The organism is Micromonospora sp. NPDC005299 (assembly GCF_042872345.1).
In the GTDB taxonomy this organism is placed as follows: Bacteria; Actinomycetota; Actinomycetes; order Mycobacteriales; family Micromonosporaceae; genus Micromonospora.
Genome location: NZ_JBIAKG010000007.1, coordinates 41,045 through 61,072, shown reverse-complemented (window position 1 = coordinate 61,072; position 20,028 = coordinate 41,045). Strand labels below are relative to the sequence as shown.

Here is a 20,028-nt window from a genome sequence, read left to right as displayed (position 1 = left end):
CACCACGTGCCTCAAGGAGGACAACCGTGCAGACCTCACGTGCCAGGCTCCGACGCCCGCTGCTGCTCGCGGCGGGCGCCGGAGTCACCGTGGCGGCGCTCGCCGCCGGGACGGTGACGTCGGCGTTCGCCGCCACCGTCTTCTCCGACACCTTCTCCGACGGCGACGCCGCCGGCTGGTCCAAGTCCGGCGGGACCTGGGCGGTCGCCGACGGGGCCTTCAGCCAGTCCAGCACCTCCAGCGAGCTGGCCCGCCAGTTCGCCGGCCAGACCGCCTGGACCGACTACCAGGTGCGGGCCCGGGTGCGGCCGACCGGCTTCGGTTCGTCCGCTGCCCTGGTCGGGATCGCGGCCCGGGCCAGCAGCAGCACCAAGATGTACCGGCTGGCCCTGCTCGGCTCCGGCCGGGCCGAACTCCAGGCGGTCAACGGCAGCCAGATCACCTCGCTCGGCTCGGCAGCGGTCGGCGCGGCCACCGGCACCTGGTACACCCTGACGATCGAGGCCAGCGGCAGCACCATCCGCGGCTACGTCAACGGCACCCAGGTCGGCGGCGGCAGCAACAGTCTCGTGGGGGCCGGCCGGATCGGGCTGGTCACCGCGTACGCCGCCGGCAGCTTCGACGACGTCGCGGTGGACTCCTCGGTCAGCACCCCCACCACGCCGCCGACCAGCACCCCACCGGGCTCGCCCACCCCGACCCCCACCGGCACCGCGCCGCCGCCGGCCTCGTGGCCGACGCCCACCGCCAGCGTCAAGGTGGACGCCACCATCCCGGTCTCCGGCCTCTTCGACGGCGGGATGAAGCGCTACTACGGCATCGGCGACGGCGGGCAGTCGGAGAGCCAGGACCCGATGTTCGAACTGGCCGCGGGCGCCACCCTGCGCAACGTGATCATCGGTGCGCCGGCCGGCGACGGCGTGCACTGCGAGGGCGACTGCACGCTGCTCAACGTCTGGTGGGAGGACGTCGGCGAGGACGCCGCCACCTTCCGCGGCGGCACCACCTACACCGTCGACGGCGGGGGCGCCCGGTCGGCCAGCGACAAGGTGTTCCAGCACAACGGCCCCGGCACCGTCCACATCCGCAACTTCCGGGTGGAGAGCTCCGGCAAGCTCTACCGGGCCTGCGGCAACTGCTCCACCTCCTACCAGCGCCACGTGGTGATGGACAACGTCACCGCCACCGGCACCAAGGTGCTGGCCGGCATCAACACCAACTGGGGTGACACGGCCCGGTTCAGCCGGATCACCATCCTCAACGACCCGAACCGGTCCACCCGGATCTGCGTCAAGTACCAGGGTGTGCCGAAGGGCAGCGAACCGAAGGAGATCGGCGAGGGCGCCGACGGGGTGAACTGCCTCTACTCCGCCTCCGACATCACCTACCGGTAGGGCGGTCCGACGCGGGCGCCCCGCTCCCGGGGCGCCCGCGTCACACCATCGGCACGCCCGAGACGTCCACCGTCTCCGGGTACTTGATGCCGGCGCCGGTGTTCAACACCACCACCCGCTCGCCGGAGCGGATCCAGCCCCCGGCCCGCAGCTGCCGGGCGGCGGTCAGGCAGGCCGCGCCCTCGGGGCAGAGCAGCAGCCCCTCCCGTGCGGCGAAGTCACGCAGGTCGGCGAGGATCTCCGCGTCCTCCACGGCGATCGCGGTGCCGCCGCTCTCCCGCAGCGCGGCCAGGATCAGCTCGTCGCCGAGCGGGGCCGGCACGGTGATGCCGAACGCCAGGGTGTGCGCGTCCGCCCACGGCGTGGCCCGCGGCTCGCCGGCCGCGAACGCCCGGACGATCGGCGCGCAGCCGGTGGACTGCACGGCGACCAGGCGGGGCAGGCGGTCCTCCACCCAACCCAGCTCGCGCAGCTCGTGCAGCGCCTTGTGGATGCCGATCAGCCCGACCCCGCCTCCGGTCGGATAGATGATCACGTCGGGCACCTGCCAGCCGAGCTGCTCGACGATCTCGTACCCCATGGTCTTCTTGCCCTCGAGGCGGTACGGCTCGCGCAGCGTGCCGGCGTCGAAGACCCGTCCGCCCGACTCGGCGATCAGCCGGGCCACCCACCGGCCGGCGTCGCTGATCAGGCCGTCCACCAGCCGCAGGTCCGCCCCGGCGGCGACGCACTCCCGCCGGCAGATGGTCGGCGCGTCGAGCGGCATGGCGATGGTCGCGCCCATCCCGGCCCGGGCCGCGTACGTCGCCCAGGCCGCCCCGGCGTTGCCGTTGGTCGGCATGGCGATCCGCTCGACGCCCAGCTCCCGGGCCCGGCTCACCCCGACCGCCGCGCCCCGCGCCTTGAACGACCCGGTCGGGGTCAGTCCCTCGTCCTTCACGATCAGGTCCGGTATCCCGATCTCGTGCCCGTACGCCGGCGCGCGCAGCAGCGGCGTCCAGCCCTCGCCCAGCGTGGTGACGAAGCGGGGATCGGCCACCGGCAGCAGCTCCCGGTAGCGCCACAGGTCGGCCGGGCGGAGCCCGAACTGCTCGGGGGTGACCGCCGCGGCCACGGCGGCCAGGTCGTAGCGGGCCAGCAGCGGGGAACCGCACTCGCACAGGTTCTGCAACTTGTCGGCCGGATGCCGCGCGCCGCAGCGCGGGCACTCCAGGTGCGTCAGGTGCACAACGCTCCTCAGCTCGGGTCGAGGCTCAACCAGTGCCGGCTGCGCCGACCCGGCTCGTAGGGGGAGTCGAGGCGCTTGGCCACCACCCCCGGGAGCCCCTGTTCGCGGGCGGTCCGCAGGGCGTCCGCGCCGACCCCCGGGAACCACGGCGGAGTCTGCCAGTGCGGACCGGTCAGCGCCAGACCGTCGAGCAGTTCCCGGCGCTGCGCGTACGGGACGTCGAGGCTGGTCACGCCCTCCAGCCAGAGCAGGTCGACGGCGAGGAACTGGCCGTCGCGCTTCGTCGGCGGCTTCACCCGCCCGCCCGGGTCGATCCGGACCAGCACGCCGTCCAGCACCGCCTCGACCGGGGCCAGCTCCTCGGCCATCGCCCGCAGCCACGGGTACGCCCCGCTGATGTCCTCGTCCGAGGAGTCGAGCAGCCGCAGGCGGCCGCCGGAGACGTACGCCATGGCCCGCACCCCGTCCCAGCGCAGCTCGTACCCCCAGGCGGCCTCGTCCTTCGGCAGCCCCTTGCCGGGGGTGGTGTGCATCGGCCGGACCAGCCCGGGCATCGGCGTCCAGCCCTCCGGGGCCGGGTCGGTGCGGCGGACCATCCAGTCCCGACCCCGACCACCGGTGGCGAAGAGCACGTACCGCCCCTTCGTCCGCCGGCCGTCCAGGACCACGATCACCTCGTCGTCGCGCCACTTCTCCACGCGGTAGGTGCCGGTGTCGTGGACGGTCATCCGCCCGCCGCCGTACTCGCCGGCCGGGATCTCGCCGTGGAAGGTGAGGTACTCCATCGGGTGGTCCTCGGTGTGCACGGCGAGGTGGTTGCGGCCCGGGTCGCGGGGCAGCCCGCGCGGCACCGCCCAGGAGGCCAGCACGCCGTCGTGCTCCAGCCGCAGGTCCCAGTGCAGGCTCCGGGCGTGGTGCTGCTGGATCACGAACCGGGGCTTGCGCCGCGCGGCCCGCTTCCGCTCCGGGGTCTCCTCCGGCACCGGCTCCGGGGTACGCGCCGCGTCCCGTTTCCGCCGGTACTCCTCCAGCCGGTCAGCCACCCCCGCATTCTCCGGCAGGTCCGGCCCGGTCGCCCGGTTCCTGCCTCTCCTGTCCCATTCGGCCGCCGCTCGGCGGGTCACCGGCATGGCGGCGGCGATCACGGGTAGAAGCGTCGGTATGGACCTCGACCAGCCCACCGTTCCGCTCACCGGCGACGTCCGGATGCCGCTGCTCGGCTTCGGCACCTGGCAGGCCACCGGCAACGCCGGGTACGAGGCCGTGCTCGCCGCCCTCGACGCCGGTTACCGGCACATCGACACCGCCACGATGTACGGCAACGAGAAGGAGGTCGGCCGGGCGATCACGGAGAGCGGGCTGCGCCGCGAGGACCTCTTCATCACCACGAAGCTGCCGCCCGACCGGGTGGGTCGGGAACGGGAGACCATCGAGGCGAGCCTGGCCGCCCTGGACACCGACCACGTCGACCTGTGGTTGATCCACTGGCCGCCGTCCTCGCCCGCCGACAGCATCCCCGTCTGGCGGGAGATGCTCGCGGCCCGGGACGAGAACCTGACCCGGGCCGTCGGGGTGAGCAACTACAGCATCAGCCAGATCGACGAGCTCATCCAGGCCACCGAGGAGACCCCGGCGGTCAACCAGATCCGCTGGAGCCCGTCCCTGTACGACCGGCAGGTGCACGCCGCCCACCGGGACCGCGGGGTGGTGCTGGAGGGCTACAGCCCGTTCAAGACCAGCGACCTCTCCAACCCGGTGCTGGTCCGGATCGCCCAGGCGCACGACGTCTCGCCGGCCCAGGTGGTGCTGCGCTGGCACATCGACCACGAGATCGTGGTCATCCCGAAGTCGGTGACTCCGGAGCGGATCCGGGCCAACGCCGACGTGTTCGGCTTCTCGCTCACCGCCGAGGAGATGCGCGACATCGACGCCCTCGGCGGTTCGGCGTGAGGCGGGGCGCGGCCCGTGCGGACCGCGCCCCGGGATCAGGTGGGTGTCACGCCCTGGTGCAGGTGCTGCCGTTGAGGGCGAAGCTGGTGGGTGCGGAGAACGCGCCGTTGAGCGTCGCCTGGTAGCCGAAGCTGGTCGAGGCCCCCGGTGCCAAAGTGCCGTTGTAGCTCAGGCTTCGCGCGCTCACCGCCGACCCGCTCTGGGTCACGGTGGCGTTCCACGAGCCGGTGATGGTCTGCCCGGAGGGCAGGTTGTAGGCCAGGGTCCAGCCGTTGACCGTGCTGGAGCCGGTGTTGGTGATCGTCACCTCGGCCGTGAAGCCGTTGTTCCAGACGTTGGTCGCGGTGTACTTCACCGCGCAGGCCGCGTTGCCCGGGGGCGGGGTGCTGGTCGGGGGCGGGGTTGTGGTGGGCGGCGGGGTGCTGCCGCCGGTGTTGACGCTCTGGGAGAAGGAGTTGACCGCCAGGCCGACGCCGCCCTGCCACGGCTCGAAGCCGGCCTGGATGCTGGTCAGATACCAGTCGTTGGTGATCGCGCCCCGACTCCGGGTGTCGTTGATGAATGCCATGGCGTCGAAGCTCATGCTCGTGATGGGGGACGGCGCCACGTACGAGATGACGTTGTTCGAGCCGTTGCTGCCCCGCCAGACCTCCCAGGTCCGGCCGGCGACGCTGGCGGTGCCGACCACGGAGCCGATCGGCTGGATCGGGCCCTGCCGGTTGAACCAGATCATGATCTCCATCTGGCTGACCCCGTCCTTCTTCGGCGTCGGGTCGAGCCAGATGTCATATGCGGCGTCGTAGACCGCGCCGCTGACGTAGGTGTAGTTGATGCTGCTCGGCGCGCTGCTGATGCTCTTCACCTGGATCGGCAGGTTGGTGCCGGGCGAGCAGTTCGTGTAGTGGCAACCCACGAAGATCGACGGGTACGAGACCGGCGCCCCACTGGTCGATCCCACGCCGTCCTGGCGGCTGATCGAGAAGCCGGTGGAGGTCACGTTGATGCACTGCTGCGCGCTGGTGCCCCAGCGGTTGTTCTGCACGACGTACTTCCCGCCGATGGTGGTCGACCCGTACTGCTCGCAGATCTGGGTGTCGGCGGAGGCGGAGCCGCCGAGCGCGACGGCGACGATCGAGCCGGCGGCCAGCAGGCCGGCCGCGGCGAGGGCCCTCAGTGGACGCTTCATGATGCTCCGATTCATGTCGGTGCGCGGGCCGGGAGCGCTCCCACGCTGATACCCATACATTTACATGTCTGAAACTCGTGCGCAACCGTTCCGACCGAGTCGATCGCATCGGCCACGGTGTGTGATCGGGCAATAGCTGCCTGCTTTGGCGGTCGGCGGCCAGGTCCCCCGGTCGGGGCGGGATTCCCGCCGGTGGGAGGGCTCCCGGTCACTGACCGGGCGTCCACGCCAGGGCCGATGGGCACTTCCGCCGGTTGGTTGCGGCGAGTAATGTTCTGCCTCCAACGCGTTCCGAACCCCTCCGGAGGCGTACCCAACAATGGGTGGTTCCCCCCTGCGCATCCTCGTCGTCGGCGCGGGCATCGCCGGTCTCGCCGTGGCCCGGGCGCTGCGCCTCGCGGGGTTCCGCCCCGACGTGACCGAGAAGTTGCCCCCGACCGAGCGCGGCGACATCGGCCTCTACCTCCCGGGCAACGCGGCCCGGGCGCTGCGCCGGCTCGACCTGGACGGCCCGGTACGTCCCCTCGGCGAGGTCATCCACCGGCAGCGCTTCCTGGACGCCACCGGCGCGCCGCTCTGCGAGGTCGACCTCGACGCGCTCTGGACCGGGGTGGGGGAGTGCCGCGCACTGCCCCGCGCCGAGCTGCACCGGGTGCTGCTCACCGGTGCCGGCGGCGCCGTCCGACACGGGGCCGAGGTCAGCACCGTCGAGCCGCTGCCCGGTGGCGTCGCGGTCGGCTTCACTGACGGCACCAGCGGCGAGTACGACCTGGTCATCGGCGCCGACGGCCCCCGATCGGCGGTGCGCACCCTGGCCGCGCTCGGCGGCCCGCCCCGCCCCGCCGGCCAGGTGGTCTACCGCAGCGTGGTGCGCGGCGGCCCCCGGGTGCCCGACTGGACCGCCCTGCTCGGCCAGCGCGCCGGCTTCCTGGTGGTGCCGCTCGGCGCCGGCCGGCTGCACTGCTACGCCGACGAGGCCGGCACCAGCCTGCCGGCCGACCCGCTCGCCCGGCTGCACGAGCTGTTCGACGCCTACGGCGGCCCGGTGCCCGAGGTGCTCGCCGCCCTGGAGACGGTGGACGTGGAACTCACCGAGGAGGTCGAGCTCGGGCGCTGGTTCCACGGCCGGGTGCTGCTCGTCGGTGACGCGGCTCACGCCACCGCGCCGACCCTCTCCCAGGGTGCCGCCATGGCGCTGGAGGACGCCGTGGTGCTCGCCGAGTCGCTGAAGGCGGCCGGCAGCGTCGACGCTGCTTTGTTCGCGTACGAGGGTCGCCGCCGCCCGCGTACCCGCTGGGTGCGGGATCGGACCCGGGACCGCAACCGCACCCGCGACGTGCCGCCGGCGCTGCGCGACCCGTTGCTGCGCGGACGCGGCGGACGGATCTTCCAGGAGCACTACCGGCTGCTGACCGGTCCGCTCTAGCGGGCCGGTGATCGTAGCCGCCACCCCACGCGGCGGGGCCACCTACCGGGGACTATCCTCCTTGCGGATGACGGCTGCGCAGATCAAGAGCGCGCCGAGCGGGACAACCCAGAACCGGAGGCCACTCGTGACCACCGTCGCACCCAAGCCGGTCGTGACCCGGCCCTGGCCGGTCCGCGAGCCGGTCAAGGGGTCGGCAATCGCGCGGCTGCTGCGCACCACGGACGCGAAGCAGATCGGGATCATGTACATGGTCACCGCGTTCGCGTTCTTCATGATCGGTGGCCTGATGGCCCTGATCATGCGCGCCGAGCTGGCGCGGCCGGGCCTGCAGTTCCTGTCGCCCGAGCAGTACAACCAGCTCTTCACCATGCACGGCACGATCATGCTGCTGTTCTTCGCGACGCCGATCGTGTTCGCCTTCGCGAACTACGTGGTGCCGCTGCAGATCGGCGCGCCCGACGTGTCGTTCCCCCGCCTGAACGCCTTCGCATACTGGCTGTACCTGTTCGGCGGCACCATGGCGACCGCCGGCTTCATCGCCCCGGGCGGCGCGGCCGACTTCGGCTGGACGGCCTACACGCCGCTGAGCACCGCCGAGCACTCGCCGGGCGTCGGCGCGAACATGTGGGTGGTCGGCCTGGCCATCTCCGGTCTGGGCACCATCCTCGGCGCGGTCAACCTGATCACCACGATCCTGACCCTGCGCGCCCCCGGCATGACCATGTTCCGGATGCCGATCTTCACCTGGAACATGCTGGTCACCAGCCTGCTGGCGATCCTGGTCTTCCCGCTGCTGGCCGCCGCGCTGTTCGCGCTCGCCGCGGACCGCCTGATCGGCGCCCACGTGTACGACCCCGCCACCGGCGGCCCGATGCTCTGGCAGCACCTGTTCTGGTTCTTCGGGCACCCCGAGGTCTACATCATCGCGCTGCCGTTCTTCGGCATCATCACCGAGATCATCCCGGTCTTCTCCCGGAAGCCGATCTTCGGTTACAAGGGCCTGGTCGCCGCGACCATCGCCATCGCCGCCCTGTCGATGAGCGTGTGGGCGCACCACATGTTCGCCACCGGCCAGGTGCTGCTGCCGTTCTTCAGCTTCCTCAGCTACCTGATCGCCGTGCCGACCGGCATGAAGTTCTTCAACTGGATCGGCACCATGTGGCGGGGCCAGATCACCTTCGAGACGCCGATGCTCTTCGCCATCGGCTTCCTGGTGACCTTCCTCTTCGGTGGCCTGACCGGTGTGCTGCTGGCCAGCCCGCCGCTCGACTTCCACCTGCACGACTCCTACTTCGTGGTGGCGCACTTCCACTACGTGCTCTTCGGCACCATCGTGTTCGCCGTGTTCGGCGGCATCTACTTCTGGTTCCCGAAGATGTTCGGCCGGATGCTCGACGAGCGGCTCGGCAAGATCCACTTCTGGCTGACCATGATCGGCTTCCACACCACCTTCCTGGTGCAGCACTGGCTCGGCGCCGAGGGCATGCCCCGCCGCTACGCCGACTACCTGCCCGGTGACGGCTTCACGTTCCTCAACACGCTCTCCACGATCGGCGCCTTCATCACCGGCATCTCGACCCTGCCGTTCATCTGGAACTGCTGGAAGTCGTACAAGACCGGTCCGGTGGTCGAGGTCGACGACCCGTGGGGCTACGGCAACTCGCTCGAGTGGGCCACCAGCTCGCCGCCGCCGCTGCGGAACTTCGACCGGATGCCGCGGATCCGCTCCGAGCGGCCGGCGTTCGACCACAAGTTCCCCGAGCTGGCCGCCGGGCACTCCCTGGCCGGCCCGCCCGAGGGCGGCGCGAAGCCGCTCAGCAGCGAGTCCGACGGTGGCGCCAGCTACCAGGAGGACACCGAGGGCCGGCTCGAAAAGAGCTGACCCAGGCGACCCAGTACGGGCGCCGCACCCCTGTGGGTGCGGCGCCCGTTGCCTTTTCAACCCCTTCCCCGCCGCCAGGCCGGTGCGTTCACGGCGCACCGCGTCGGCGTGCGGCGTGCGGCGCCAGTGCGGCGAGGCAGGCGCATCCCGCACCGCCTGACACCCCCACCTCGCCGAGCAGGCGCACACTCGGCTCCGGGCGCGTCGAGGTCCCGGCTCCGTTGATCAAGAGGTTTGCGTCAGGAACGGCCCGGATCCTGACGCAAACCTCTTGATCAACCCTGCCGAGGGGCGGGGGCCGGGGTGGGCGGGAGCTGGGGAGGTCTGCTGGGGTCAGGGGGTGGCGGTGGCCAGTTCGGGTGGGGTGGGGGTCGGTTCGCGCCGGTGGCGGAGTTCGATCGGGAGAACGGCCAGGGCGACCAGCAGGCCGATCGCGCCGGTGACCGCGAACCCCCAGGCCGGCGCCGAGGCGTCGATCACCGCGCCGGCCAGCGGCGCGCCGAGCGCGATGCCGACGGTGACGGCCGAGCCGTGCAGGCCCATGGCCTCGCCGCGGACACCGGCCGGGGCGAGCCGGCTCACCGCGTCCGAGGTCGAGGCGATGGAGGGCGCGCAGAGCGCGCCGGCCGGGACGAGCGCCAGGCAGAGCAGCCACCAGTGCGCCCCGCCCAGCCCGACCGGGATGGTGGTCAGGCTCAGCGCCGCCACCAGGGCCAGCGGGGAGAGCGAGCGGGTGACCACCCCGTACGCGAAGCCGCCCACCAGCGAGGCGACCGCCCACATGGCCAGGACGGCGCCGGTCCAGGCGACCTCGCCGCCCTCGCGCAGCACGGCGACCACCGCGACGTCGGTGCCGCCGAGCACCAGGGTGGCGGCCAGGCTGACCGCCAGCACGGCGAGCAGCCGGGGGGTGACCCACTCCCGGCGGGGCACCTTGCGGGCCGGGCCGGCCGGCTCGTCGGCGGCGCGGGTGGGCGGGTCGAGCAGCCAGAAGCAGACGCCGGAGGCGACGATCCCGGCGCCGACCGCCCACATGGTGAGCCGGGGCGACACGGCGGCGGCCATGGCCACGGCCAGCGCGGGGCCGACCATGAACGAGAGCTCCACCGACATCGAGTCGAGGGCGTACGCGGGGCGGCGCCGCTCGGCCGGCACCAGCGCGGCGACCGACTGGCGGACCACCGAGAAGACCGGCAGCGCGAACAGCCCGGCCAGGAACGCGGTGGGCAGCAGCACGGGGTACGACAGGGTCGGCGCGCTGGCCCAGAAGACGCCCTCGGCGATCGTGGTGAGCAGCAGCACCGGGCGCAGCCCGCGCCGGTCGACCAGCCGGCCGAGCAGCGGGGAGCCGAACGCGGCGCCGACGGTGGAGGCGGCGCCGACCAGTCCGGCCGCGCCGTAGCCGCGACCGAGGTCGAGCACGACGTGGAAGGTGAGCGTCACGCCGGTCGCGGTGAGCGGGATGCGCGCCAGCACCGAGATCAGCAGCAACGACCGGAGACCGGGCAGGGCGAGCGCCTCCCGGTAAGGCTTCAAGTTCACGACGGTCCGTACCTCCGGCCGACATCCTTGACCGGGGGTGCGACAGCCGCAACCAATTACCTGCTCAAGCGGCCCTGATCACAGGTTCGCCGACCATGGTGATCCCGGCGCCGTCGAAGGCCCGCAGCGCCACGTCCAGCGTGTCGGGCGCGACGGCGGCGGTCAGGTCCAGCAGCACGGTGGTCCCGAAGCCCTCCCGGGCGGCGTCGAGCGCGGTGGCCCGGACGCAGTGGTCGGTGGCGATGCCGACCACGTCGACCCGGTCGACGTCGTGCCGGCGCAGCCAGTCGGCCAGGCACTCGCCGTCGTCGGCGTGCCCCTCGAAACCGGAGTACGCGGCCGCGTGCTCGCCCTTGTGGAAGATCGCCTCCACCCGGCCGGTCGCCAGGTCGGGGTGGAACTCGGAGCCGGCGGTGCCCACCACGCAGTGCCGGGGCCAGGAGTCGACGTAGTCCGGCGGGTCGCCGAAGTGCGCGCCGGGGTCGACGTGGTAGTCCTTCGTCGCCACCACGTGGTCCCAGCGCTCGGGCTCGGCGTCGAGCAGCCGGGAGATGCCGGCGGCCACCCCGGCCCCGCCGGTCACGGCCAGGGAGCCGCCCTCGCAGAAGTCGTTCTGCACGTCCACGATGATCAAGGCGTTGGCCATGTCGGTCCTCTCAGCTCGCGGGTACGACGGTCACCGGGACGGCCGGGTCGCCGCCGGAGAGCTTGAGCCCCTCCCACGGGATGGAGATCAGGCACTCCCGCAGGTGCTCCCGGGACTCGTCGAGGGTGGGCAGCGCCACCGGCTCGCCCTCGACGACGAACGAGCGCTGCAGCAGCCGGTCGTTGGGCTGCCGGTCCGGCACCCCCTGCGGCACGATGATCTCCTCGGTGGCGGTGCCGGTCGGCTTGTGCCGGCGGACGGCCACCTTCCGCCCACCGATGGTGGCCTTGTGCTCGGAGCGCTTGACCACCGGGCGCCCCTCCACCTCGACCAGCTTGTAGACCAGGCCGGCGGTGGGGGCGCCCGAGCCGGTCACCACGGCGGTGCCCGCGCCGTACATGTCGACGGGCTCGGCGGCCAGCGAGGCGATGGCGTACTCGTCGAGGTCGCCCGAGACGATGATCTTCGTCTCGGTGGCGCCGAGCGAGTCGAGCAGTTCGCGGGACTGCTGGGCGATCACCGCCAGGTCGCCCGAGTCGATCCGGACCGCGCGCAGCTCCGGCCCGGCCACCGCGATGGCGTTGCGGATGCCCTGGCTGATGTCGTAGGTGTCGACCAGCAGCGTGGTGTCCTTGCCCAGCGTGGCGACCTGCGAGGCGAACGCCGCCTGCTCGTCGTCGTGCAGCAGGGTGAACGCGTGCGCGGCGGTGCCGGCGGTGGGGATGCCGTAACGCTGGCCGGCGGCCAGGTTGGAGGTGAACCGGAACCCGGCCAGGTACGCGGCCCGGGCGGCGGCCACCGCGGCCTCCTCGTGCGCGCGGCGGGACCCCATCTCGATCAGCGCCCGGCCGCGGGCGGCGGTGACCATCCGGGCCGCCGCGGCCGCCACCGCGCAGTCGTGGTTGAGCACCGACAGCGCCAGCGTCTCCAGCACCACGCACTCGGCGAAGGTGCCGGAGACGGTGAGGATCGGGGAGCCGGGGAAGAACAGCTCGCCCTCGGCGTATCCGTCGACGTCGCCGGTGAAGCGGTAGTCGGCCAGCCACTGGGCGGCCCGGTCGTCCACCACGCCGGTGCGGCGCAGGAAGTCGATCTCGTCGGGGTCGAACCGGAAGTCGCGGATCAGGTCGATCAGCCGGCCCGTCCCGGCGACCACGCCGTAGCGGCGCCCGGCCGGCAGCCGCCGGCTGAACACCTCGAAGACGCAGCGACGGTCGGCCGTGCCGTCCCGCAGGGCGGCGCTGACCATGGTCAGCTCGTAATGGTCGGTCAGCAGCGCGGGGCGAAGGGTGCTCACCGACTCAGCCTAGAGTTCAGGCCGGATCCGTGCCGTCGTGGCCCGGCATCGACCGCAACGCGGCCCGCAGCTCCGTCCGGCCGGCCACCCCGAGCTTGCTGTAGACCCGCTGGAGGTGGTTCTCCACGGTGCGGGTGGAGAGGAAGAGCCGCTCGGCGATGGTGCGGCTGGTCACGCCGTCGGCGGCGAGCCGGGCGATCTCCCACTCCCGCTCGCTCAGCGTCGGGCGGAGCAGCCGCAGCGCCGGTGTGGACACCTCGTCGCAGCGGCGGAGCAGCTCGGCGAGGCGCTCGCGGGCCGGGCCGGTCGCCCCGGGCCGGCCGCCGCGCATCCGGTGCAGCGCCATGGCGGTCGCCTCGGCGGCGTAGACGGTCAGCTCCCGGGCGGCGAAGCCGTCGGCCACAGCGAGCAGGTCGTCGGGACAGCCGTCGACGGCGGCGCGGGCGTACCGGGCGACGAGCGGCGGCAGCACCCCGTCGACCTGCTCGGAGAGCTCGGTCAGGCGCTGCGCCACGGTCCGCCGGCCGCCGTCGGTGCAGGTCGGCCCGATCGACGCGGTGGCCTGGTCGAACCGGACCAGGTCGAGCAGGACCAGCAGCTCGTGGCCGGCCAGGCCGTCCTCGCGCAGCCGATCGGCGAGCGCGGTGAGGTGCTTGGTGGCCGCCGGCAGGTCGCCGACCGCCGCGTGCACCGCGCCCCGGGCCTGCTCCAGCCAGGGGTAGAGCACCGCCATTCCGGGCGCGTGGGTCCGGTCCGCCTCGGCCATCGCCTCCGCCGCGTGCGTGGCGTCGCCGCGCAGCGCCGCCGACTGGGCGCGCTCGGCGTGCGCCAGTCCGGCGTAGACCCGGCTGGTGGCGAGCACGGCGCAGGCGCCGAGGCTGGTCTTCAGCGCCTCGTCGCCGCGCCCGCGCAGCCGCGCCGCGTACGCCTGGAGGATCGCCAGGTAGCCGGTGCCGAGCCGGAAGTCCCCGGCGCCGGCCAGGTCGGCGAACTCGTCGGCGACGATCGCGTCGATGCCGGCCAGGTCGCCGGAGAGCGCGAGCCGGGTGCCCCGGGCCAGCTCCATGGCGAGTTGGAGGTAGGGCATGTCGCCCCGCCAGCACGCCGCCTCGGCCTGCACCCGGGCGATCGCGGTGGCGCTGCGCCGGTACTGCCCCTGCGCGGCCTGGAGGTGCGCGAGGGTGCACCGGGCCAGTTCGCGCGCGGCCATCGGGGCCGCCGGCCGGTCCAGCACCGTCTGGGCCAGCCGGACCGCGGTGTCGGTGTCCAGCCGGTGCAGCCGCATGATCGCCTCGAAGGCGCGGACGCGGGCCTGGTCGGCGGGATCGGTCAGCTCGGCGCCGCGCGCGGCGATCTCCTCCACGGTGGATTCCCGGCTCAGCCCCCAGTAGCTGACCATGCCCCGGGCGGTCAGCCAGCGGCCGCGCCGCCGGTCGTCCTGGATCGCCCCGGCCACCTGGTCGAGCACCGCGATCGCCTCGTCCGGCCGGTCGGCGAACATGAGGATCGTGGCGAGCAGTTCCGCCGCGTCCGAGCCGCCCTCGCCGTCGAGCGCCGCCCGGGCCAGCCGGGTGGCCAGCGGCACGTCGTACCGGCCGAAGGCCTGGGCGGCCGCGTCGAGCAGCAGGGCGGGGTCCTGCGCCGTACCCGAGTCGAGTCGCCACACGGCGACCCGCAACAGGTCGTCGCGGCGCCGCTTGCCGACCCGTTCGAGCAGCCCGGCCAGGGTGGCCTGGAGCCGGCGGGTGCGGCTGACCGGGCAGCGCCGGCGCATCACCTCGCCGTAGAGCGGGTGGGCGAGGCGCACGTTCAGCCGCCGGTCGTCGCGCACCATGGAGATCAGGCCGCGCTCCTCGGCGATCTCCACGTCGGCGGGCTCGACCGCCTGATCCAGCAGTTGCAGGCCGAGCGGCTCGCCGAACGCGACCAGCTCGACCACCGCCCGCACGCCGGGCGTGAGCTGGCCGATCCGGGTGTCGATCAGGTCGGTGAGGCTGGGCGCCAGCTCCAGCCGGCCGGTCCACTTCCAGATCCCGTACGTCTTGCTCAGCTCGTCGCCGCCGGAGGCGGCCAGCACCAGTTCGCGCAGCAGCAGCGGGTTGCCGGCGGAGAGCCGGTGCAGCCGCTCGGAGGAACCCGCGTCGACCGGCCCGCCGAGGATCGCGGCGAGCAGCCCGGTGGTCTCGCTCGGGCCGAGCGGCCCCAGCTCGACCAGGTCAACCAGGTCGTCGGTCCACAGGGCGCGGATCGGCAGCGGGATCTGCTCGCCGTTGCGCAGCGTGCCGAGCACCGTGGCGTTCTCGGAGCGGGCGATGAGGTGCACCAGCGCCGCCGACGGCGGGTCGAGCAGGTGCGCGTCGTCGATCGCCAGCACGATCGGCCGGCCGGCGGCCTGCTCCTGCAGCACGTCGACCGCCCAGCGCAGGATGCCGGCGGGGGAGAGGCCCTGCGGCTGCGCGGCCGGCAGCACCTGGACCAGCCCGCCGAACGGCAGCGCGGCGGTCGTGGCGCTGGCCGCGACGGACCAGATCGCGTAGCGGTCGGGTGAGAGCGCGGCCACCCCCTCCCGCAGCAGCCGGCTCTTGCCCACCCCGGCGTTGCCGCTGAAGAGCAGCCCGCGTCCCTCCGGACCGCCGACCGCCGACAACAGACGGTTGAGCTCATCCGTTCGGCCGACGAAGTCCCACCGACTCATCGGTGCAGCATATCGATGGTGTTCCGTCCGCGTGTACACCGTCACGCAGCGAAGTTGAGTAATCTGTTGATTACTCGTGAGTATCGGATGTGTTCGGTGTCGGATCCGTGACAGCCGTACTCTTCCGACATCCCCCTGCGACCAGGGATTTCCACGCGACCGGACCGCAACCCGGTCGCCTCACCGGAGGCCGCCTGTTGAACCCAGGTCCACTCCCATCGGTCGACGTGCCCGAACCGGGCGGGCTGGCCGAGACACCCCGCTGCGCCCCGCTGCCCACCCGGCTCGGCGTGACCGAGCCGGGGCCGGACGAGCCGCTGGGCGTCGTCGTCACCGGCCCGGCCGGCGCCGGCCGTCGCGAGCTGCTCGCCGGCCTGCTCGGGCTCGACCCCGGGATGCTCACCGTGCCCGCCGGCAGCCATCTCCTCGTCCACCACGCCAAGGTGCCCACCCGGGCCGCCTACGTGCCGGGTTACCGCCAGCCGCACTCCTACCGCGCCGACCCGCTCGCCGCCGGCCCGGCCCTCGCTCGCCCGCCGCGCCGGGTGGAGCTGAGCCTGCCGGACCCGCTGCTGCGCCACTTCGCCGTGCTCGACACGCCGGACACCGGCGCCCTCGGGGTGGCCGGCGGCCGGGTGCTGCTCAACGCGGCGGGCCGGGCCGGCGCCCTGCTCTTCGTGATCTCCGCCGACCAGGCGTTCAGCGCGGCCGAGCTGCACCTGCTGGCCGAGGTGGCGCGCACCCGGGTCGAGGTGCTCTTCGCCGTCACCCCCGGCGTGGCCGGCTGGGCGGCGCCGGCGGACGGCACGACGACGGAGGACACGGGGGCGTCCGGGTCGTCGGCCGGCCGGTCCGGCCCGCCCGGCCCCGCCGCCCGCCGGTACGACCCGGTGGACGTCTCCGTCGCCGCGCACCGGGCCGCGCTGCTGGCCGCGGTGCCCGCGCTCGCCCCGGCCCGCTGGTTCCCGGTCCGCCAGGGCGAGCACTCGGTGCTGCGCCGCGCGTTGGTCGGCTGGGCCGCCGACGAGGGACTGCGTCGGGCAAGTTCCCGCCCGCCGGAGCCGCCCGGCGCGCACGGCCGGGTGCCCGTGGTGGCCGGGTCCGAGCCGGCCGACCTCACCGAGCGGATCGACCGCCAGGCCCGCTCCTGCGCCCAGCGGATCCGCCAGCACCTCGCCCTGGAGCTGGCCAACATCCACCTCCGAGTGGTGCAGGAGATCGTCTTCGGGGTCGGCTGTGCCGGCCTGCCGCAGGTGCTCGACCGTGAGATGGAGGCGCTGTCCCTGCTCGCCACGGCGCAGTGCGACGAGGCGGTCCGCGGCATCGTCGACGACGCGGCCGCCCGGGTCTTCGGCGCGCCGCTCGCCGAGGGGGTGCGCCGGCGGATCGTGCACGCCGTCCGCTGGGGCCTGGCCGATCATTCGGATGGCCGTGAGCTGGATCGCGTGCTCCTCGTCACCAGCACCGCCGGGGTGGCCGGGCTGGCCGGCGCCGGCGCGCTCGACGCGCTGGCCGGCTATCCGGGCGCCGAGCGCGACGAGGCGCTCCCGCCCGTCGGGGTGGCCCTCAACGGCGGGTGCTGGCAGCACTGGCGGGTGCCCGGCAACGCCGACCCGAACGCCGCCCGCTCCTGGGCGCAGCGGGCGCTGCGCGAGGTCGAGCTGGAGCTGGCCCGCCAGGTGTCCCGTCGCTTCGAGGTGATCCGCCTCTCGCTCGGCGCGGTCCTCACCGATGCTGTCGACCACGGCATCCTGCTCGCCTGAGGTCGGGGTCGCCGCACGGTCGCCGCGGTCGGCGTACGCGGCCCGGGCGGGTGATCCCGACCGCCGCGCCGTTCCGGTTCATCGGTTCCCCGGATCCGGTGGCACGATGGGGGGCATGGCGGCTCCACAGGTTGCGCCGGTCGAGACGCCGGACACCGAAGAGGTGCCGGTCTCCGACCGGCCATGGGTGACCATCGTCTGGGACGATCCGGTCAACCTCATGACGTACGTGACCTGGGTGTTCCAGAAGCTCTTCGGATACAGCCGGGAGAAGGCCGAGCAGCTCATGCTGGACGTGCACCACAAGGGCAAGGCGGTCGTCTCCAGCGGCGCCCGCGAGCGGATGGAGCACGACGCGTCGCAACTGCACGCGTACGGCCTCTGGGCGACGGTGGACCGGTCATGAGCATGTTTCGTCGGCAGGGCGACCGCTACGTGGCCACGTTCGCGGTGGATGAGGTGCGGGTGCTGCGCAAGGTCGCCTCCGAGGTGGTCGGCCTGCTCACCGACGGCTTCGACCACGGCGACCCGGTGGTCGGCCGGCTCTTCCCCGAGGTCTACCCGGACGACGTGGCGGGCAGCGCGGAGTTCCGCCGCTACACCGAGGGCGACCTGAAGACCGCCAAGATCGACCAGGCCGGGGCGATCCTGGCCGCGCTGCCCGACGGCGAGGCCGGCGGCGAGGTGCGGCTCGACGCGGAGGCGGCCGAGGCCTGGCTGCGCGCGCTCAACGACGCCCGGCTCGCCATGGGCGTCCGGCTGGAGATCAAGGACGGCACCGACCTGGGCGAGGAGCTGGACGACGCGGTCGCCGAGGACCCCACCTCCTCCCGGGTGTTCCAACTGTCGGTCTACGCGTACCTGGGCTATCTCCAGGAATCCCTGCTCAACGCCCTGATCGACTGAGTGGTGACGGTCGCCACCTCGCGGCCCGAGACGGCCAGGGGCTAGGCTGGGCGTCGTGCTGAGCATCGACCGGTCGATCATCGACGCGATCGTGGCCCACGCGCGCCGGGACCACCCGGACGAGGCGTGCGGCGTGGTCGCCGGTCCCGCCGGCAGCGACACCCCGACCCGGCACATCCCCATGGACAACGCCGCCCGCTCCATGACCTTCTACGAGTTCGACTCGATGGAGCAGTTGCGGGTGTGGCGGGAGATGGACGACCGCGACGAGGAGCCGGTCGTCATCTACCACTCGCACACCGCGACGGAGGCCTACCCGTCCCGCACGGACGTCTCCTTCGCCGGGGAGCCGGGTGCGCACTACCTGCTCGTCTCGACCCGCGAGCCCGACACCGAGGAGATCCGCTCCTTCCGGATCGTCGACGGCGTGGTCACCGAGGAGCCGGTCGAGATCGTGGCTGCCGTGGACCCGCACGCCGTCCAGTCCTACATGTTCGGGCAGAGCCCGGCGACGGTCGACTACGAGTGTTCCGACCGCTGAACTTCCAGCGCCGGCACACCCTTTCTTCTTCCCGTCACCTGGCACGACCCGAACAAGGAGCACGAGACACCATGGCCATCGAGGTTCGCATCCCCACCATCCTGCGCAGCTACACCGGCGGCGCGAAGGTCGTCGAGGGCAGCGCTGACACCCTGGGCGACCTGCTCGCCGACCTGGACTCCCGGCACGCCGGCCTGCGGGCCCGGCTGGTCACCGACGCCGGCGCGCTGCACCGGTTCGTCAACGTCTACGTCAACGACGAGGACGTCCGCTTCCTCGGCGCGCTCGACGCCAAGCTCAACGACGGCGACAGCGTCACCATCCTGCCGGCCGTGGCCGGTGGCGCGTTCGGCTTCGCGGCGGCAGCCGCGATCGCGCAGCACGGCGCCGCCGTGGCGCGCGCCGCGCGTCGCTGAGGGCGGACGGCATGGCACGGTACGACAGCCTGCTGGACGCCAGCGGCGGCACGCCCCTGGTGGGGCTTCCGCGGCTCTCGCCGACGGTCTCCGACGGGGCGCCGCCGGTGCGGCTGTGGGCGAAGCTGGAGGACCGGAACCCGACCGGCAGCATCAAGGACCGGGCGGCCCTGTTCATGGTCCGCGCGGCCGAGGAGGCCGGCCGGCTCCGCCCCGGTGACACGATCCTGGAGCCGACCAGCGGCAACACCGGCATCTCGCTGGCCATGGTGGCCAAGCTGCGCGGCTACCGGCTGGTCTGCGTGATGCCGGAGAACGTCTCCACCGAGCGGGTGCAGCTGCTCCGGATGTACGGCGCGGAGATCATCTTCTCGCCGGCGGCGGGCGGCTCGAACCAGGCCGTCGCCACCGCCAAGCAGATCGCCGCCGAGCACCCGGACTGGGTGATGCTCTTTCAGTACGGCAACGAGGCGAACGCCCGGGCGCACTACGAGACGACCGGGCCGGAGCTGCTGCACGACCTGCCGACCATCACCCACTTCGTGGCCGGCCTGGGCACCACCGGCACCCTGATGGGCACCGGGCGCTACCTGCGGGAGAAGGTCGACGGCATCCAGGTCGTCGCCGCCGAGCCCCGTTACGGCGAGCTGGTCTACGGGCTGCGCAACATCGACGAGGGCTACGTGCCCGAGCTGTACGACGCCACGGTGCTCTCCCGGCGCTTTTCGGTGGGCACCCGCGACGCGGTGCTGCGGACCCGGCAGCTCGTCGAGGTGGAGGGGATCTTCGCGGGCTTCTCCACCGGGGCGATCCTGCACGCCGCCCTCGCGGTGGCGCACGAGGCGGTCCGCGACGGCCGCCGCGCCGACGTGGCCTTCGTGGTCTGTGACGGCGGCTGGAAGTACCTGTCGACCGGGGCGTACGGGGGCACCCTCGCGGACGCCGAGGACGCCCTGGAGGGGCAGCTCTGGGCCTGACGGCTCGACGGTCGGTTCGGTCCGCGCACGCCGCCGACCGAACCGACCGTCACCTCCCAGGACCGGACGTGTGCGGGTGTCACGTTGATGACAACTTCCGGCAGATGATTCTTGCCCGACCGGGCCGACGCGTAGGCTGCGCAGCGTGGCGAACGCGTCGGTAGAGATCATCGGCG

General features: G+C 73.1%; 17 protein-coding genes. 10 read left to right on the top strand and 7 right to left on the bottom strand.

What is annotated here, in order from left to right:
* Positions 1 to 26 precede the first annotated feature (26 nt).
* Complete coding sequence (locus ACFYPD_RS20755; RefSeq protein WP_387115789.1) at positions 27 to 1,394, top strand: pectate lyase; 1,368 nt, start codon at positions 27 to 29, stop codon at positions 1,392 to 1,394.
* 40 nt (positions 1,395 to 1,434) lie between these two features.
* Here ACFYPD_RS20755 and ACFYPD_RS20750 read toward each other — a convergent pair whose 3' ends face one another.
* Positions 1,435 to 2,622 (bottom strand): threonine synthase, encoded by a 1,188-nt coding sequence (locus tag ACFYPD_RS20750; RefSeq protein ID WP_387115786.1) that lies wholly within the window; start codon positions 2,620 to 2,622, stop codon positions 1,435 to 1,437.
* A gap of 8 nt (positions 2,623 to 2,630) precedes the next feature.
* A complete protein-coding gene (locus ACFYPD_RS20745) occupies positions 2,631 to 3,665 on the bottom strand; it encodes a DNA polymerase ligase N-terminal domain-containing protein (protein ID WP_387115783.1) in 1,035 nt (344 codons plus the stop codon).
* 118 nt (positions 3,666 to 3,783) lie between these two features.
* On the opposite strand from ACFYPD_RS20745, the gene ACFYPD_RS20740 reads away from it, so the two are divergent.
* Entirely contained in the window at positions 3,784 to 4,572 is a 789-nt protein-coding gene (locus ACFYPD_RS20740) for an aldo/keto reductase (RefSeq protein WP_387115780.1), read from the top strand.
* 46 nt (positions 4,573 to 4,618) lie between these two features.
* Here the strand turns inward: ACFYPD_RS20740 and ACFYPD_RS20735 are convergent, their stop codons facing one another.
* Entirely contained in the window at positions 4,619 to 5,758 is a 1,140-nt protein-coding gene (locus tag ACFYPD_RS20735) for a cellulose binding domain-containing protein (RefSeq protein ID WP_387115777.1), read from the bottom strand.
* Positions 5,759 to 6,077: 319 nt separating this feature from the next.
* Between ACFYPD_RS20735 and ACFYPD_RS20730 the strand changes: the two genes are divergently transcribed.
* Together ACFYPD_RS20730 and ctaD are read left to right on the top strand one after the other, a co-directional pair.
* A complete protein-coding gene (locus ACFYPD_RS20730) occupies positions 6,078 to 7,184 on the top strand; it encodes an FAD-dependent monooxygenase (RefSeq protein WP_387115773.1) in 1,107 nt (368 codons plus the stop codon).
* Positions 7,185 to 7,311: 127 nt separating this feature from the next.
* Entirely contained in the window at positions 7,312 to 9,069 is a 1,758-nt protein-coding gene (ctaD, locus tag ACFYPD_RS20725; protein ID WP_387115770.1) for a cytochrome c oxidase subunit I, read from the top strand.
* Between the two features lie 333 nt (positions 9,070 to 9,402).
* Here the strand turns inward: ctaD and ACFYPD_RS20720 are convergent, their stop codons facing one another.
* The 4 genes from ACFYPD_RS20720 to ACFYPD_RS20705 form a co-directional block, all read right to left on the bottom strand.
* Complete coding sequence (locus ACFYPD_RS20720; RefSeq protein WP_387115767.1) at positions 9,403 to 10,611, bottom strand: MFS transporter; 1,209 nt, start codon at positions 10,609 to 10,611, stop codon at positions 9,403 to 9,405.
* 64 nt (positions 10,612 to 10,675) lie between these two features.
* The gene (locus ACFYPD_RS20715; RefSeq protein ID WP_387115764.1) at positions 10,676 to 11,257 is read right to left on the bottom strand and encodes an isochorismatase family protein; all 582 of its coding nucleotides are present in this window, start codon (positions 11,255 to 11,257) and stop codon (positions 10,676 to 10,678) included.
* Positions 11,258 to 11,267: 10 nt separating this feature from the next.
* Positions 11,268 to 12,554: a nicotinate phosphoribosyltransferase gene (locus tag ACFYPD_RS20710; protein WP_387115761.1), complete on the bottom strand. Its 1,287-nt coding sequence runs from the start codon at positions 12,552 to 12,554 to the stop codon at positions 11,268 to 11,270.
* A 16-nt stretch (positions 12,555 to 12,570) separates the two neighbouring features.
* Positions 12,571 to 15,249 carry a LuxR C-terminal-related transcriptional regulator gene (locus ACFYPD_RS20705; RefSeq protein WP_387115758.1) on the bottom strand — a complete coding sequence of 893 codons (2,679 nt, stop codon included), beginning with the start codon at positions 15,247 to 15,249 and terminating at the stop codon, positions 12,571 to 12,573.
* Positions 15,250 to 15,476: 227 nt separating this feature from the next.
* Here ACFYPD_RS20705 and ACFYPD_RS20700 point away from each other — a divergent pair, with 227 nt between their 5' ends.
* The 6 genes from ACFYPD_RS20700 (at position 15,477) to ACFYPD_RS20675 (ending at position 19,852) form a co-directional block, all read left to right on the top strand.
* Positions 15,477 to 17,012 carry a hypothetical protein gene (locus tag ACFYPD_RS20700; RefSeq protein WP_387115755.1) on the top strand — a complete coding sequence of 512 codons (1,536 nt, stop codon included), beginning with the start codon at positions 15,477 to 15,479 and terminating at the stop codon, positions 17,010 to 17,012.
* Positions 17,013 to 17,127: 115 nt separating this feature from the next.
* Positions 17,128 to 17,418: an ATP-dependent Clp protease adapter ClpS gene (gene clpS, locus ACFYPD_RS20695; protein ID WP_091269570.1), complete on the top strand. Its 291-nt coding sequence runs from the start codon at positions 17,128 to 17,130 to the stop codon at positions 17,416 to 17,418.
* On the top strand, positions 17,415 to 17,918 hold the full coding sequence (locus ACFYPD_RS20690) for a DUF2017 domain-containing protein (protein WP_357078644.1): 504 nt from the start codon (positions 17,415 to 17,417) through the stop codon (positions 17,916 to 17,918). Before clpS ends, ACFYPD_RS20690 begins: the two co-directional genes overlap by 4 nt.
* A 55-nt stretch (positions 17,919 to 17,973) precedes the next feature.
* Positions 17,974 to 18,459: a Mov34/MPN/PAD-1 family protein gene (locus ACFYPD_RS20685; protein WP_151463080.1), complete on the top strand. Its 486-nt coding sequence runs from the start codon at positions 17,974 to 17,976 to the stop codon at positions 18,457 to 18,459.
* A gap of 71 nt (positions 18,460 to 18,530) precedes the next feature.
* Complete coding sequence (locus ACFYPD_RS20680) at positions 18,531 to 18,875, top strand: MoaD/ThiS family protein (protein WP_387115752.1); 345 nt, start codon at positions 18,531 to 18,533, stop codon at positions 18,873 to 18,875.
* Positions 18,876 to 18,886: 11 nt separating this feature from the next.
* Positions 18,887 to 19,852: a PLP-dependent cysteine synthase family protein gene (locus ACFYPD_RS20675; RefSeq protein ID WP_387115749.1), complete on the top strand. Its 966-nt coding sequence runs from the start codon at positions 18,887 to 18,889 to the stop codon at positions 19,850 to 19,852.
* Positions 19,853 to 20,028 lie beyond the last annotated feature (176 nt).

Bases quoted from the DNA above. Each gene is read 5' to 3' on its own strand.
- ACFYPD_RS20740 (WP_387115780.1), top strand. From the start codon at position 3,784: ATGGACCTCGACCAGCCCACCGTTCCGCTCACCGGCGACGTCCGGATG.
- ACFYPD_RS20735 (WP_387115777.1), bottom strand. From the start codon at position 5,758: ATGAAGCGTCCACTGAGGGCCCTCGCCGCGGCCGGCCTGCTGGCCGCC.
- ACFYPD_RS20730 (WP_387115773.1), top strand. From the start codon at position 6,078: ATGGGTGGTTCCCCCCTGCGCATCCTCGTCGTCGGCGCGGGCATCGCC.
- ACFYPD_RS20715 (WP_387115764.1), bottom strand. From the start codon at position 11,257: ATGGCCAACGCCTTGATCATCGTGGACGTGCAGAACGACTTCTGCGAG.
- ACFYPD_RS20705 (WP_387115758.1), bottom strand. From the start codon at position 15,249: ATGAGTCGGTGGGACTTCGTCGGCCGAACGGATGAGCTCAACCGTCTG.
- clpS (WP_091269570.1), top strand. From the start codon at position 17,128: ATGGCGGCTCCACAGGTTGCGCCGGTCGAGACGCCGGACACCGAAGAG.
- ACFYPD_RS20690 (WP_357078644.1), top strand. From the start codon at position 17,415: ATGAGCATGTTTCGTCGGCAGGGCGACCGCTACGTGGCCACGTTCGCG.
- ACFYPD_RS20680 (WP_387115752.1), top strand. From the start codon at position 18,531: ATGGCCATCGAGGTTCGCATCCCCACCATCCTGCGCAGCTACACCGGC.
- ACFYPD_RS20675 (WP_387115749.1), top strand. From the start codon at position 18,887: ATGGCACGGTACGACAGCCTGCTGGACGCCAGCGGCGGCACGCCCCTG.